Below are 14693 nucleotides of genomic sequence, written 5' to 3'. Positions count from 1 at the left end.
CGACGGCGCGGTCAGGCTCCGTCGACGTCCGTGCTGAACGCGAGGTCACGGCCGGCCTCGACATCGGCGAGCAGCGCCGCCACCCGGGCCTTGGCCAGGTCGTAGGAGTCGGAGCCGAGCACCTGGTGCAGCGGCGCGTCGCCGCCGACGGCCACCTGGATGACGGCGGCCGCGGCCTTGACCGGGTCACCGAGCTGGGTGCCGGGCATGGCCAGGCGCGCCTCGGTCATCTCGCGGATCGCCTCGTACCCGTCGGTGGTGCGCGCCGGCAGGCCGAGCGACGACGGGCGCAGGAAGTCGGTACGCATGTACCCGGGCTCCACCACGTTGACCTTGATGCCGAGGTGTGCGACCTCGGCCGCGAGCGAGTCCGACAGGCCCTCCAGGGCGTACTTGGCCGAGCAGTAGAGGCCCCAGCCGGGGAAGGCGGTCAGCCCCAGGATCGAGGAGACGTTGATGATGTGGCCGCTGCGGGCGGCGCGCATGCCGGGCAGGGCCGCGCGGAGCACGTTCCAGACGCCGAAGACCTGCACCTCGAACATCGTCCGGACCTCGGCGTCTCCTGCCTCCTCGACCGCGCCGAGGAAGCCGTAGCCGGCGTTGTTGACCACGACGTCGATCTTGCCGAACCGGTCGGTGGCGGCCCGGACGGCCGCCGTCACCGCCGCCGCGTCGGTCAGGTCGAGTTCGAGGGCGAGCAGCCGCTCGCGGTCGACCGGTCCGAGGGCCGCGCCGAGGCGCTCGGCCGACCGGGTCGTCGCCGCGACGTCGTCACCCCGCTCCAGCAACTGCCGGACCAGTTCGAGGCCGATGCCGCGGGACGTGCCGGTGACGAACCACGTGGCCGGACCTGCGGTGGGGTAGGGCATGGAGACTCCCGGATCTCGATGTCGTCGCGTCCCCGGCCGGGGACGCCTCTCCATCGTGGGTACGAGGGAGGGCCGGGAACACGGCCGGGCAGGCCCAGCGCTGCCGGGGAACGGCGTACCCACCCAGGCGGTGTCGCGGACGGCGGTCGCGGCGGATCATCGAGTCATGACGGGACAATCGGACCTCGGCCGGTTCCTTCGTCGGTGCCGGAGCGACCTGACTCCGGAAGCGGCCGGCATCGCCGCGGAGGCGCAGGGACGCCGCGTCCGCGGACTGCGCCGTGAGGAGGTGGCGATGCTCGCCGGCGTGAGCGTCGACTACTACACCCGGCTCGAACAGGGCCGGCACACCAGCCCGTCGGCCGCTGTGGTCGACGCCCTGGCGCGGGTCTTCCGGCTCGACGCCGCCGCCCGCACCCACCTCGCCGACCTCGCCCGGCCGGCCAGGCGCGGCAGCAGGCAGACGCCGGCCCAACGGGTCCGCCCGGCGATGCACCAGCTCCTCGCCTCGATGACCGAACATCCCGCGCTCATCCTCGGGCGCCGCACGGACGTGCTCGCCTCCAACGCGCTCGCGCGTGCGCTCCTCACCGACTGGACACTGCTGCCGCCGCGGCACCGCAACTACATCCGGTGGATCTTCCTCGACCCGGGTGCCCGCGACGCCTTCCTCGACTGGTCGACCGTGGCCGCCGACGTGGTCGGCACCCTGCGCCTCGACGCCGGGCGCCATCCCGACGATCCGCGGCTGAGCGAACTCGTCGGCGAGCTGACCATCGGGAGCCCGGAGTTCCGGACCTGGTGGAACGGCCGTCACGTGCACGAACGCACGCACGGCACCAAACGGATGAACCACCCGGCGGTCGGGCCGATCACCCTCCGCCACGAGGCCCTCGCCCTGCCCGGTGACCCGGACCAGACGCTGTTCGTCTACACGACCGATCCGGGCAGCCCGTCGCACGACAACCTGCGCCTGCTGGGGTCGCTGGCCGCCCGGACCGGGCCGGTGCCGGGCCGTACGCCGCCGCGCGAGGCGCCCGACGCGAGCAGGACGGAACCCGCAAGCCCTGCTTGACGCCGATCTCAGGCGTCCGCGGCGCGGGGCGCCCCGGCCAGCCGGTCGCGGCAGAAGTCCCGGAACGTCCGGCGGGCCGGCCGGTCACGTCCGCGACGGTCGTCGTGACACGGTCCTCCGAGCCCGCGGCGACGGCCGTGTCCAGGCCCGCGAGGAAGCGGGCGTAGTCGGGCGCGAGGCCGTGAGCCTCGTGGTACGCGGTGAGCGCGTCCTCGTCGACGGCGCGGTGCCGGACCGGGCGGCCGGCGGCGGCGAGTTTCGCGGCGACGAGCCGGCCGGTCGTTCCCGTGCCTCCGATGACGAGGATCATGCGCGCACCCCCTCGCCGAACAGTTCCTGCACGGCCAGCGGGTTCCAGTAGTCGCGGTAGCGCACGATGCGCCCGGCCCGGACGGTGAGGACGGCGATGTACCGCAGCCGGTACGGCTCTCCCGTGGCGACGACGACGCCGGTGGCGGTGAACTCGGCGACGATCACCTCCGGGTCCGCTGTCTCGTGCACCGTGACGTCGGCGATGCGCAGCGACCTGGTGGAGCACCTGCGCGACTGGTCCGACGAACGCTGGGAGGCCGGGCTGACGGCACTGACCCGTTCGGTCCTGGCGACCGGGCGGTAGTCCGGTCGACGACTGCCCTCAGCTGGTCCGCTCGATCACGGCGGTGAGGCGGAGCCCGGCGGTCGACACGGTTCCGCTCCCCAGAACGACGAGGTCCCCGGGATGTTGTGAGCCGGGCGCTCGGGATCGACGGCAGCGGCGCCACCCGCCACACCCCGCCGACGCGCTGCGCGATCATCGGCTCCGGGTAGGGCGCGTCGGCGGCGAACACACCACCGTCGGGAGTGCGGGAGACCGCCCCGCAGGACGCCGTTGAGACCTTCCGTCCCCGGTACCGCGACCCGGCCGAACTGACCGCTGCCGCCTGCCACGACCAGCGGCCGGCCGCCGTCGTGACCGACGAACACGGCCCGTCCGCCGCCCGTGGCGGCCACGTCCAGCAGGCCCGAGGTCCCGGCCGGGGCGGCCCACGGCGCGTGCGCCGTATCCCGTTCCGGGAAGGTCCGTGTGCGCCCGAGCGCGGTCCCGTAAGAGAGTGGTAAGAACGGCTCCTCCGAGGGGGAATCGGCTGTGGCCGTGGCGGCCTCGCCTGCGGTCAGGCGGCGCGGCGGGCGCGGCGACGGGCTCGGAGGAAGACGGCGTCGTGCCGCTCGTCGCCCCACCAGGCCCACGGAACGTCGGTCATGTATCGGCCGATCGACGCGAAGACCGGCACGGCCTCGGCGTCGCGGCCGGTGCGCACCAGCCCGTACGCCAGGAAGTTCGCGTCGTCGAGCCAGTCGGCGTGCCGGGCCGCCGGCTGGTGGAACCACCGGTTCAGCGCGTTGTCGAGATCCGACTGCATGACCGGATCCTGTCGCCACCGCTCGGCGATCTCGTCGCCGGTACCACCGTGGGGTTCGCGATCCTGCTCCCACAGCGCCCACTCCGCGGCGGCCCGAACCGGCAGCACGAGTAGGGGCGAGCCGGTGGGCGCCGTGGCGGCGACCGAGCGGGCGAAGCCGAACATCGCCTCGTGCGAGCCGCTCCACTTCCGGCAGTGGTAGGTCAGCCGCAGCACGTGGCCCTGATGGTGCCGGGGATCCCGCTTGGTCAGCTCACGCCACGTCTCCTCGACGTCCTCCAGTGGGGCACTCTCGTCGATCATGAGAGTCAGCCGGTGCGCCCACGGCGTGGGGTCGTCCGGCGCGAGCCGCATCGCGACATCGTTCACCTGCCGGGCCATGTCCAGCAGGCGGTGGAACTCGGCCCACTGCTCCCGGCGTACGTTGGAGGCCCAGTCGCCGCCGCGCACCTCCCACGCCCGTGCAATCAGGGAACGGGCACGGACGAGCTGGGCGTCCGGATCGGCGGGCGCGCGAGAGGCCCAGCGGTCGGTCCACGCGTCTGTGGTGTCGACGCGACCGGTCGTGCGGTCGACCCGCGATCCCAGCCCGCGAGCGGTCGATTCGGCCAGCACACGGACGTACCGTGCCCGGCGGTCGTAGTCGTCCCGGGTGGCGGCCAGAGCCTTCCGGGCCGGTCCGATGTCGGAGCCGTACCGCGCCTGCGTGCACGCCTCGCGCAGCACGGCGTCGTCCTGCGCCGGGTTGGGGTCGATCTGGCGGGTGAGTATCCGCCACATGGTCGAGATCATGATCAGGGATGGTAGATGTCAGCGACCGGCATTAGGGCGCAGCGTCGCCGTTCTGCCGCGAGCTAACCCGCTTGTCGTGGTGCGGGGCGCCGGAGAGGATCGGTGGATGGATCTTCGTGCTGCGGAACGGCGGCTCCAGGCCGCTCAGCGTGCCGCCGATGTCGAGTCTCTCGACGCGCTTCTGCACCCCCGGGTCGTGGGTGCCGGACCGGACGGCACGGTCTTCACCAAGGAGGATGATCTGGAGAGCTACCGCTCGGGGGCCCTGCGGATCACCGGCCTGGTGGAGGAGTCGCTCGACGTCCAGGACGACGGTGAGACCGGGGTGACCCGCACGGTCGCTGCGGTGGAAGCGGTTCAGGGCGGGGCCGTCGTGTCCGCGCGGTTGCGCTACACCCGGCTGTGGGCGCGGGAGGACGGCAACTGGCGGGTGTTGGCCGCCACCTTCGTCCCGGTCCAGTGAGCGCTCCGCCCGCGGCCGGTCCGACGCTCAGGCTTCGGCGGTCGATTCCACCGTGTAGTGGATGGTCTGCGCGACGATCCAGCCGTCCTCGATGACGTACGAGTCGGCGCCGTCGCGGACCCGCGCGCCCGGTGCGTCAGCGGTCCACTCCAGGAACCCGATCCGATCCTCGGTCAGCACTGTCGTGTAGGTGAAGTGGGCGCCCGGAAGCTCCGCGCTCAGCCACTGCGCCAGTTTCCGCACCCCGTCGTGCCCCCGGAACACTCCCCTGCGATCGAGGACGACGCAGTCCGGCGACACGTTGCGCTCGATGTCCTCGGCGAACCGGCCCTCGTTCGACAGGCGCAGATGCTCGTCGAGCACCTCGCGCGCAGGGCGCGCCCGCAATTGCTCGGTCATTCACCGAAGCCTCTCGTGCATGGACGACTCACGCCATCATCCAACGCCGGGCGGGCACCGCGTCGCCGATCGCGGATCCTCGCCGCGCGGTCGCAGGGAGCAGGCGGCGCCCGCGCCGGCTCGCCGGGTGGTCGACGCAATCGTCACCCTGCCGGCGGCGGGGACGACTCGCGGTCGGCCCCCGCCGCCGTCGCACGGCCGGTCAGCCCTTGCGCCATTTCTGGTTTGCAGTGCCCCCACAGTCCCAGAGCTGGAGCCTCGCGCCGTCGCCACTGTTCCAGTCCTTGATGTCGACGCACTTGCCGGCCTGCAGGTTGACCAGGTCTCCGGCCGCGTTCAGGGTGAACTGCTGGGCCCCGGTGCCGTTACAGGTGTAGAGCTGCACCACCGCCCCGTTCGCGGTGGACCCGGCGTCGATGTCCATGCACTTGTTGTTCTGGCTCTTCAGCGCCGTGCCGCTGAACGTCCACTTCTGCGCGCCGGTGTTGTTGCAGTTCCACATCTGCAGCGGCGCACGGTCGGCGAAGTTGGAGCTCGGTACGTCGATGCACTTGTTGTTCCAGGTGCTGACCACGGGCACCCCGGTGGTCGGGGTGCCGCCGCCACCGCCGGTGAACGGGCTGAGGATCAGTCCGGCCGCACGGGGGTCGCCGTCGTGCACCAGCGACTCGAATCCGCCGACGTCGTCGAAGGCGAACGCGTACGCCCGGCCGTCGGTCATGTTGGCGTGGATCAGGCGGGCGTACTGGTTGGTGGGGTTGTTGCGGTAGAAGCCGGCGGCGTCGGTGCTGGGCTGGGTGTCGACGGTGCCGAGCGTGCCCCGGTTGAGGGCGGCGCAGAGCGTACGCGAGATCGGGCCGACCACCTGGTCGTTCGGCGCGGGCAGGTCGCCGTCGCAGCCCCAGACGCTGGCCGAGGAGGGCCGGTTGAAGGAGGCGACCACCTGGCCGCTGCCGTTGGTGAAGGTCATGGTGTTGCCCGAGGTCCGGCCGTAGTACCGGATGGCCGGCTGGTCGGCGAACGGCGCGACGGTCAGCGTCTTCGTGGTGTACGCGTTCCACGCGGAGGCGATGTAGGAGTCCAGGTAGGTGGCGCTCAGCAGGCCGGCCCCGGCCGCCTTGCCCGGAGCCAGGACGCGCAGCACGGTTCCGTCCGAGCGGGTGTGGACGGTGCCGGCCCAGCCCGGCTGTGCGCGGATGCCGTCGATGACCGCGTTGCGCCCGTTGGCCACCACGTCGCCGGTGCGCTTGGTGACGCCGTTGGCGCCGGTCACGGTGACCGCGTGCGGGATCGCGAACATGTCGACCTGGGAGCTGTTGAGCCACAGCCCGGAGTCGTTGTAGGTGAACTCGCTCCAGTCGAAGAGGATGTCGCGGTTCGCGTCACCGGCCGCCCAGGGCGCGGGCTGCACCAGCCCGTCCGGGGTGAGGAAGAACTTCAGTTTCTGCCCGAGCGCGAAGTAGGCCCGGCCGGAGAAGCCGCGGGGGAACTGGATCGTGGTGCTGCCGCCGTTGCCGGGGCCCGGTATGGAGACGTCCGGCGCGGGCGACGGCGGGATCTGCCCGCCGGTCCACGGCACGAAGGCGCCGCCGGAGGTGACGTAGCCGAGCCGGCCGGAGGACAGTTGGACGCCGATGACATACAGGTAGACCGGGTCGCTGCGGCCGGTGGTGTTGGTGACGGTGACCGGCAGCAACGCCGGTCCGGCCGCGTGGGCGGGCGTGGCGACGACGGCGCCCGCGAGCCCGGCGAGCAGGGCGGACGCGGCGGCGAGCAGCCTTCTTCGGAGACGCATGGCGACACCTCGCTGGAGACAGGGGGGACGGGAGAGCGCTCTCTCAGCAGGGTCCAATTGTTAATATTGTTTGTCAATAGGCGGTCGCCTATTGATCAGGGCCACGGCGAAGGTCACCGGTTGATTAAGATCCACTCCGGAACAGTCGACTGTGGATTGGGTGGGTAGGTTCATGAAGCGCGTACTCTCGATGCTGACGGCGCTGGTGACAGTCGGGGCGGGCCTGACGGTCGGCGCCCCCGCCGCCCAGGCGGCCGGCTCCTGCTCGGGGACCATCACCTACAGCCAGGTGCAGTCGTCCGGGCTCGGTGAACTGGTGATCTACTACAACAGCAGCAACGGCGGCACCAACAGCGCCTGCTTCTACCACCGCGGCGCGGCGTACGGGAAGTCGGCGCCCACCTTCGTGCAGATCTACCGCTGCGCGGAGCGGTCGGGCGAGGGCGCGCACTGCACCCGTTCGGGCGGCACGGACACCAATTCCGGTGACTTCAGCTACTACGCCGGCCCGGTCGCCGTCACCGGTACGGCGAACTACTGCGTCGAGGCGGTCGGCTACATCGGATGGGCCGGTCAGCGCCACCAGATCTACAGCCGCCGCCAGGGCTGCTGACTCCGCTCCCACCCGCACCCGGCCCGCGGCCGGGTCAGTCGGCCGGCGCTCGGCGGCAACGGGCGAGTTCCGCGCGCAGGTCGCGGCGCAGGGCACGGTCCAGCCCGGGCTGGGCGAGCGCCTCGGTGAAGTCGCGGGCCGCCTCGTCCCACCGGCCCAGCCGGGCCAGGGCCGTGCCCCGGTTGTATCGCGGCACGGGGGCGGCCGACAGCGCCACCGCCCGGTCCAGGTCGGCGAGCGCGGCGGCCACGTCGCCGCGCTCGAACCGGACGGCGGCCCGGTTCGTCCACGCCTCCACCAGTTCCGGGTCCCCACTCAGAGCACTGGTGAACAGCTCGTCGGCCTCGGCGGGCCGGCCGCGCTCGGCGCGGACCAGGCCCAGGGTGCACAGCAGCGCGGGCTCCTGCGGCACGTCGGCCAGCCCGGCCCGCGCGGCGGCCTCGGCGGCGTCGAGCGCGCCGCGCTCCACGTGCAGGTTGACCAGGGTGATCCGGGCGTCGAGGTGGCCGGGCTCGATGGCGAGCACCCGCTCCAGGTCGGCGCGCGCCCGCTCGGGGCGGCCCCGCTCCTGGTGGAGCACGGCCCGGTTGTAGTACGCCTCGGGCAGGTGCGGTCCCAGCCGGATGGCGGCGTCGTAGTCCCTGATCGCGGCCCGGGTCCGGCCCGCCGCCCGGTACAGGGCGGCGCGGTCCACGTAGTACTCACAGTTGCCGGGGTCCTGGGCGATCACGGTGTCCAGATCGGCCAGCGCCCGCGCCGGGTCGCCCAGCGCGAGGTGAACCTGCGCCCGGTTGTGGCGCAGCCGGGCCAGGTCCTGCGGGCGCTCGCCGGGGCCGAGCGCGGCCGTCAGCCGGGCCAGCCCGTCGTCGACCAGCCGTAGCGCCCGGTCGGGCCGGCCTGCCCGGCTGTCCAGCAGCGCCAGGCCCTGCTCGTAGAAGACCGTCGACAGCAGCCGCCGGCGGGGGTCGGCCAGCCCGGCGGCCAGGCGCAGCGCCCGTTCCAGCCAGAGCCGGGCCTGTGCCGGGTCCTGGTCAGCCGCCGGCAGGTGCCGGGCGTACAGCATGGCTGTGGCGTACGCCGCCGACATGGTGATCTTCGGGTCGTCGGTGGCGGTCCGCGCCTCGTCATAGAGGTCGAGCGCCTCGGTGGCCCGGTTCAGGGCAGCCAGTGCGGTGGCCAGGCCGGTGGTGAACGCCCACCAGTGCCTCAGGTCGCGGTCGGGGGTGACCGCCGCCCGCCCGCGCCGGGCGACCCGGGCCGCGTGGTGGTAGTAGCCGGCGGCCAGGCTGTCGCCCAGGGTCCGCCGCAACGCCTGCGGGGTGCGCTCGTCGGGCGCCGGGTCGGGGGCCCCGTCATCGCGGAGGTCGAGGCGAACCGGGGTCGGCCCGAGCCGGCGGGCCAGCGCGTCCAGCAACTCGGCGGTCGTCTCGTCGGCGGAGGCGACATGATCGAACCGGACGGTCACGGGCCGCCGGAGTGTGCCGGCCCAGGCCGCCACCAGCTCCGCCGCGCCGTAGGCCAGGCAGGCGGTCCGGCGTGCGGGGTGGAAGCGGATCGGCTCCTCCTCGGCGGCCGACCGGGCCGCCGGATCGAGTCGGGGAGCGATCGCCCGCAGCTCGACCGCGTGCCGCGCCGCCAGGCGGGGCCGGTCGGCGGCGACCCGGCCGAGGAAGGCCGAGATACCGGCGTACGGCCCGTGGTCGCGGTGGCAGTCGTAGCGCTCCGGCCCGCCGGTCATCGCCGGACCCACCGCCGCAGGGGCGGGCGCCCGGGAGCGCCCGCCGTGCCGGCAGTTACCAGCACCACTCGATCCACAGCCGGCGTGCGCCGGACACCAGGCGGAGCGCAGTCGTGCGACGGACGGTCATCTTCCTCACAAGAACCTCCGATGTGATCCACCTCAGGGCTGACCCAGAGCTTAATGCTCATCGATGAAAATAAGAAAGGTGTTCGCGATTCGCGGCGGACCTCCACCAACCCGCCCGGCAGTGCGCCTAGGTGAGCGCGTGCACCAGCGCGGTCGTCGCTCCGATCAGGAGGGTCACGCCGGTGCCGGCACCGACGACGGCGCTGGGGGTGAGGTCGTACCGCCGGGCGACGGCGACGCCGGCGACCGCGACCAGGGTGACGAGCACGGCCCAGATCGCGAGGGCCGGATACCCGAGCAGTGGCGCCAGGGGGAAGAAGTGCAGGCCGACGATCAGGGCGACCCACGCCGGAACCAGGGACGCGCGGCCGGTCCGCTGGAGCCAGATCGCGCCGGCGGCGCAGAGGACCACCTCGATCAGGACGATCACCCCGAAGACCGGCCCCGTCCTGTCGTCCACGGAGCTGCCCTCGTCCCAGGTGCGTACGGCGACGACGCCGCCGGCGATCGCTGCCGCCAGGGACAACACCGAGCCGACGCCGAGCCACGGACGCCACGCCTTCGGCGGCGCCTCCTGCGCCCAGCCGAACCAGGCCATCCCGAAGACTCCGAAGATCGCGGCGGTGGCGGCGGCGTTGGCCGTGAACTCAGCATCCATCGGCGCAGTCTATGGGCGGACGACAAGTCGCTCCGGAGAGTGCCCGCGCAGGCGTCACGACGCCTGGTCCGGGACGCCGGCCCAGGTCCAGGCGCTGCGCTGCCCGCATCCGGTGAGGCCGTCAGCCGGCCGCCGTCCCGGCGGGACGGATCACCGCGTCGAGCCAGCGCAGCTGCCGCCGGACGTGGACGGCCTCCCCACCCTCGTGGCCGTTGAACGGGTACGTGTGCATCTCCCGTGGCGGAGTGGCCGACGCGGCGGCGGCGTACTGGTTGTAGGCGGCGAAGCCGGTGCTCGGCGGGCAGACCTCGTCCCGCAGGCCGATCCCGAAGTGCGCCGGAGCGGTGGCCCGCCGGGCGAAGGTGACGCCGTCGACATAGGACAGCGTGTGCCGGACCTGCTCCTCCGCCTCGCGGTGCACCGCCAGGTAGCGGGCGATCTCGCCGTAGGGGGAAGCCTCGGTGAGCTCGATGGCGCGCTGGATGTCGCACAGGAACGGGGCGGTGACCAGGAGCGCGGCGAGGCCGTCGACGAGGCCCGCCGCCGCGAGCGCGAGTCCACCACCCTGGCTGTTGCCCACCGCGGCGACGCGGGCCGGGTCCACCCCGGGCAGTTCGCGGACGGCGTCGATCGCGCGGACCGCGTCGGTGATCAGGCGGCGGTAGTGGTAGTCGTCCGGGGCCAGGATCCCCCGTGTGGCGGGGCTGGGCCCGCCGGGCGCGTCGTGCGGGTCCGGGGTGTCCCCGCGGCTGAACAGTCCGGCCTGTCCCCGGTTGTCCACCAGCAGGTGGGCGTAACCGGCCACCGGCCAGGTGAGCCGCTCGCCCGGCAGGCCCCGGCCGCGTCCGTAGCCGGGGTACTCCACCACGGCCGGCAGCGGCGCCTGCACGCCCGCGGGACGGGTGTACCAGGCCCGGACGGGTTCGCCGGCGAAGCCGGCGAACGTCACGTCCCACACGTCGACCAGCCGCAGGTCGGTGGGTTCGGGACGGACGCGGACGAGCGGCGGGGTGGCCGCGGCGGCGGTGAGGGTGGCGCGCCAGAACCGGTCGAAGTCGGCGGGCTCCACGACGGCCGGCGTGTAGCGACCGAGCTGGTCGAGGGAGTTGTCAATCGACGCTCTTGACACGCGATAACGATACCCATAAATTTCCGAAAGGCTTACGGCGTATTACCGGAAAGTTCCGGTCGATGGTCAGGCGGGAGGATGAGCTTGGCATCCCCGATCCCGCGCGGTCGCCGTACGCCCTGGCGGCGGGCCCTGCGCCGGGACTGGCAGCTCTATTCGCTGGCCGTCCTGCCGCTCCTGTTCTTCCTGACGTTCCGCTACCTGCCGATGCTGGGCAACGTGATCGCGTTCCGGCGCTTCCAGCCGGGCGGCAGTCTGTTCGGCGAGTACTGGACCGGGCTGCGGTACTTCCGGCTGTTCTTCACCGACCCCACCTTCTGGAACGTGTTCACCAACACGCTGGTGCTGGGCGCGCTGACCCTGGTGTTCTGCTTCCCGCTGCCGATCGTGCTCGCACTGCTGCTCAACGAGGTGCGCAACCGGGCCCTCAAGCGGTTCGTGCAGTCGGTGTCCTACCTGCCGCACTTCCTGTCGATCGTGATCGTGGCGGCCATGGTCCTCCAGCTGCTGTCGGTGGACGGCGCGGTGAACCAGATGCTGCGCGTCGTGGGCGGCGAGCCGGTCCCGTTCATGCAGCAGGCGGGATGGTTCCGGACGATCTACGTCTCCTCGGAGGTCTGGCAGACAGTCGGCTGGGGCACCATCCTCTACCTCGCCGCGCTCACCACCGTCGACGGCGACCTGTACGAGGCGGCCCGCATCGACGGCGCCAACCGGTGGCGGCAGACGTGGCACGTGACGCTGCCGGGGATCCGGCCGACGATGGTGACCCTGCTGATCCTCAACATCGGCACCTTCATGGCCGTCGGCTTCGAGAAGATCCTGCTGCTGTACAACCCGCTCACCTACCCGACGGCGGACGTGATCTCGACCTACCTGTACCGGGTGGGCATCGTCTCCGGGAACCTCAGCTACGCCGCCGCGATCGGCCTGTTCGAGTCCGTGATCGGGCTGACGCTGGTGCTGTCGGCGAACGCGATCTCCCGGCGCACGGTGGGGACGAGCCTGTGGTGAGCACGCAGGACCGTACCCGGACCCCTACGCGGGAACCGGCGGCCCGGCCGCGTGGCCCCCGGCCCACCCGGGGCTACCGGGTCTTCCAGGTGGTGAACGCCGTCGTGCTGACCGGCGTCGTGGTGGTGACGCTGTACCCGTTCCTCACCATCGTGGCCCGCTCGCTCAGCGACAACGCGTACATCGTCGCGGGCGAGGTGAACCTCGTGCCGCGGGGGTTCAACCTCACCGCGTACCGGGTGGTGACGTCCGACCCGACGTTCTGGGTCAGCTACCGCAACACCGTCTTCTACACGGTGGTCGCCACGCTCATCTCCGTCGTGCTGACCACCTGCTACGCGTACGTGCTGTCGAAGCGGCACCTGCGGGGCCGGACCGCGCTGGTCGGGATCGCCGTGTTCACCATGTTCTTCACCGGCGGCCTGATCCCCAACTACGTCCTGGTCACCGGCCTGGGGTTGAAGAACACCGTGTGGGCGATCGCCCTGCCCAACGCCATCAACGTGTTCAACCTGCTGGTGATGAAGGCGTTCTTCGAGAGCCTGCCGGTCGAGCTGGAGGAGGCCGCCGCAGTCGACGGCCTGAACACGTACGGCACGCTGCTGCGGATCGTGCTGCCGCTGTCGAAGGCCATGGTCGCCACGATGGTGCTGTTCTACGCCGTCTCGTTCTGGAACTCCTGGTTCGCCGCGTTCCTCTACATGGACCGTCAGGACCTGCTCCCGGTGACCGTCTATCTGCGCAACCTCATCGCGGGCGCGACCGACGCCACGCAGACCGGCGGTGGCCTCGGCAGCGCCGGCGACGTCGTGCAGTCCGCCGCCACCATCCAGTCCGTGACGATCGTGCTGACGATCCTGCCGATCCTCGCGGTCTATCCCTTCATCCAGCGCTACTTCGTCTCCGGAGTCATGCTCGGCGCCGTGAAGGGATAGCCGCCCACGCACCCCCACCACCGGAAGGAAGAACTCATGGCCCAGCTGTCCCGGCGCCAGGTGCTGCTCGCCACCGGCGCGGCCGCCGTCGTCTCCCTGGCGGGTTGCGGCGACGACACCCCCGACAAGAAGGACCTCGACCGCAACCGTGCCGGCGCGATGGAGAAGTACGGTGTCGGGGACCAGTTCAAGGCCACCGAGCCGGTCACGTTCTCGATCCTCTACAACAACCACCCGAACTACCCGCTCAAGCCGGAGTGGCTGTTCTGGACCGAGCTGGCCGGGCGGACGAACGTCAAGCTGGACCCGGTAGCCGTGCCGCTGAGCGACTACGAGCAGAAGCGCAGCGTGCTGGTCGGCTCCGGCGACGCCCCGCTGATCATCCCGAAGACCTACCACCCGCAGGAGAACTCGTACGTCTCCTCCGGCGCGATCCTGCCGGTCAGCGACTACCTCGACCTGATGCCGCACTTCAAGGACAAGATCGAGCGGTGGAAGCTCCAGCCGGAGATGGACACGCTCCGGCAGGAGGACGGCAAGTTCTACCTGCTGCCCGGGCTGCACGAGAAGCCCTGGCAGGACTACACGCTCGCGGTCCGCACCGACGTGCTGGAGCAGCTGAAGATCCCGTCCCCGACCACGTGGGACGAGGTGTACGCCATGCTCAAGGCGATGAAGGCGGCCCACCCGGACGTCATCCCGTTCTCCGACCGCTTCGGCAAGCCCAACCCGGCCGGCAACCTGCTGAACATGCTCGCCCTGGCACACGGCCTGCCCGGCGCCGGCTGGAACTACCAGCCGACGGCCTGGGACGCCGGGGCCGGGAAGTACGTCTTCACCGGCGCCTCGGACGGCTACCGGCAGGTGGTGGAGTACCTGCACAAGCTGGTCGCCGAAGGGCTGCTCGACCCGGAGACGTTCACCCAGACCGACGACCAGGCCCGGCAGAAGCTCGCCAGCGGCAAGTCCTTCGTGATCAGCACGAACGCGCAGACGCTGGTGAACGACTACCGCCCGGACATCGCGAAGATCAACCCCAACGCACGGCTCGGCAAGATCCTCTTCCCGGTCGGACCGGCCGGCCCGGTCAACGCGGCGAGCCGGCTGGAGAACGGCGTGATGATCTCCAGCAAGGCCCGCGAGGGCAAGAACTTCGTGGCCATGATGCAGTTCGTCGACTGGCTCTGGTACTCCGACGCCGGCCAGGAGTTCGCCAAGTGGGGCGTCGAGGGCACCACGTACACCAGGGACGCCTCGGGCAAGCGCACCCTCGCCCCGGACGTCAACGTCATCGGGCTCAACCCCAAGGGCACCAAGCACTTGCAGAAGGACTTCGGCTTCTACAACGGCGTCTTCGCGTACGGCGGCAAGCTCGACCTGGTGCAGTCGTTCTTCTCGCCCGAGGAACTGGAGTTCCAGAAGGAGATGAACGCCCGCAAGGCCGCGCCCTGGGTGACTCCGCCACCCGCGCCGCTCAGCGACGAGGAGCGGGAGCAGACGACGCTCTGGGCGACCGCGCTGAAGGACCACGTCACCCAGAACACGCTGAAGTTCGCCCTCGGCCAGCGGCCGCTGAGCGAGTGGGACGCCTACGTCTCGGAGCTGAAGGGCAAGAACGCGCAGGCCTACATCGACCTGGTCAACAAGGCGTACGAGCGGTACCGCAAGAGCCACGGCTGAGCGG

Annotated in this window: 14 protein-coding genes; 6 read left to right on the top strand and 8 right to left on the bottom strand. The window is 71.6% G+C overall.

Features of this window, described 5'->3' with window-relative positions:
• Nucleotides 1-11: 11 nt before the first annotated feature.
• Nucleotides 12-869, bottom strand: a complete 858-nt coding sequence (locus ACN27C_RS20780; RefSeq protein ID WP_422747502.1) for an SDR family NAD(P)-dependent oxidoreductase — start codon at nucleotides 867-869, stop codon at nucleotides 12-14.
• A gap of 166 nt (nucleotides 870-1035) precedes the next feature.
• On the opposite strand from ACN27C_RS20780, the gene ACN27C_RS20775 reads away from it, so the two are divergent.
• Nucleotides 1036-1944, top strand: a complete 909-nt coding sequence (locus ACN27C_RS20775; protein WP_422747500.1) for a helix-turn-helix transcriptional regulator — start codon at nucleotides 1036-1038, stop codon at nucleotides 1942-1944.
• Between the two features lie 306 nt (nucleotides 1945-2250).
• On the opposite strand, the gene ACN27C_RS20770 is transcribed toward ACN27C_RS20775, so the two are convergent.
• Both ACN27C_RS20770 and ACN27C_RS20765 read right to left on the bottom strand, forming a co-directional pair.
• Entirely contained in the window at nucleotides 2251-2445 is a 195-nt protein-coding gene (locus tag ACN27C_RS20770; protein WP_358171486.1) for a nuclear transport factor 2 family protein, read from the bottom strand.
• A 650-nt stretch (nucleotides 2446-3095) separates the two neighbouring features.
• Nucleotides 3096-4136: a DUF4034 domain-containing protein gene (locus ACN27C_RS20765; protein ID WP_422747498.1), complete on the bottom strand. Its 1041-nt coding sequence runs from the start codon at nucleotides 4134-4136 to the stop codon at nucleotides 3096-3098.
• Between ACN27C_RS20765 and ACN27C_RS20760 the strand changes: the two genes are divergently transcribed.
• Nucleotides 4123-4599, top strand: a complete 477-nt coding sequence (locus ACN27C_RS20760) for a nuclear transport factor 2 family protein (protein WP_422747496.1) — start codon at nucleotides 4123-4125, stop codon at nucleotides 4597-4599. The two genes, ACN27C_RS20765 and ACN27C_RS20760, sit on opposite strands and share 14 nt — an antisense overlap.
• Before the next feature lie 27 nt (nucleotides 4600-4626).
• Here ACN27C_RS20760 and ACN27C_RS20755 read toward each other — a convergent pair whose 3' ends face one another.
• A complete protein-coding gene (locus ACN27C_RS20755) occupies nucleotides 4627-4998 on the bottom strand; it encodes a nuclear transport factor 2 family protein (protein ID WP_364806732.1) in 372 nt (123 codons plus the stop codon).
• Nucleotides 4999-5200: 202 nt separating this feature from the next.
• Complete coding sequence (locus ACN27C_RS20750; protein ID WP_350814807.1) at nucleotides 5201-6793, bottom strand: glycoside hydrolase family 64 protein; 1593 nt, start codon at nucleotides 6791-6793, stop codon at nucleotides 5201-5203.
• Between the two features lie 172 nt (nucleotides 6794-6965).
• Here ACN27C_RS20750 and ACN27C_RS20745 point away from each other — a divergent pair, with 172 nt between their 5' ends.
• Nucleotides 6966-7406 carry a hypothetical protein gene (locus ACN27C_RS20745; RefSeq protein ID WP_120569386.1) on the top strand — a complete coding sequence of 147 codons (441 nt, stop codon included), beginning with the start codon at nucleotides 6966-6968 and terminating at the stop codon, nucleotides 7404-7406.
• 34 nt (nucleotides 7407-7440) lie between these two features.
• Here the strand turns inward: ACN27C_RS20745 and ACN27C_RS20740 are convergent, their stop codons facing one another.
• The 3 genes from ACN27C_RS20740 to ACN27C_RS20730 all read right to left on the bottom strand — a co-directional run bounded on the left by ACN27C_RS20740 (nucleotide 7441) and on the right by ACN27C_RS20730 (nucleotide 11060).
• The gene (locus tag ACN27C_RS20740; RefSeq protein WP_422747493.1) at nucleotides 7441-9144 is read right to left on the bottom strand and encodes a tetratricopeptide repeat protein; all 1704 of its coding nucleotides are present in this window, start codon (nucleotides 9142-9144) and stop codon (nucleotides 7441-7443) included.
• A 256-nt stretch (nucleotides 9145-9400) separates the two neighbouring features.
• Nucleotides 9401-9931: a hypothetical protein gene (locus ACN27C_RS20735; protein ID WP_358171479.1), complete on the bottom strand. Its 531-nt coding sequence runs from the start codon at nucleotides 9929-9931 to the stop codon at nucleotides 9401-9403.
• A gap of 121 nt (nucleotides 9932-10052) precedes the next feature.
• The gene (locus tag ACN27C_RS20730) at nucleotides 10053-11060 is read right to left on the bottom strand and encodes an acetylxylan esterase (RefSeq protein ID WP_422747491.1); all 1008 of its coding nucleotides are present in this window, start codon (nucleotides 11058-11060) and stop codon (nucleotides 10053-10055) included.
• Between the two features lie 78 nt (nucleotides 11061-11138).
• Here ACN27C_RS20730 and ACN27C_RS20725 point away from each other — a divergent pair, with 78 nt between their 5' ends.
• Genes ACN27C_RS20725 through ACN27C_RS20715 form a run of 3 tightly spaced genes read left to right on the top strand, consistent with a single transcriptional unit; the run spans nucleotide 11139 to nucleotide 14689 of the window.
• Nucleotides 11139-12074, top strand: a complete 936-nt coding sequence (locus ACN27C_RS20725; protein WP_233585868.1) for an ABC transporter permease — start codon at nucleotides 11139-11141, stop codon at nucleotides 12072-12074.
• Entirely contained in the window at nucleotides 12071-13009 is a 939-nt protein-coding gene (locus tag ACN27C_RS20720; protein WP_422747488.1) for a carbohydrate ABC transporter permease, read from the top strand. Before ACN27C_RS20725 ends, ACN27C_RS20720 begins: the two co-directional genes overlap by 4 nt.
• A 36-nt stretch (nucleotides 13010-13045) precedes the next feature.
• Nucleotides 13046-14689: an extracellular solute-binding protein gene (locus ACN27C_RS20715; protein WP_121684900.1), complete on the top strand. Its 1644-nt coding sequence runs from the start codon at nucleotides 13046-13048 to the stop codon at nucleotides 14687-14689.
• Nucleotides 14690-14693: the final 4 nt, after the last annotated feature.

The organism is Micromonospora sp. WMMD1219 (assembly GCF_049315215.1).
In the GTDB taxonomy this organism is placed as follows: Bacteria; Actinomycetota; Actinomycetes; order Mycobacteriales; family Micromonosporaceae; genus Micromonospora; species Micromonospora tulbaghiae.
This window is presented reverse-complemented; position numbering and strand designations above follow the sequence as displayed.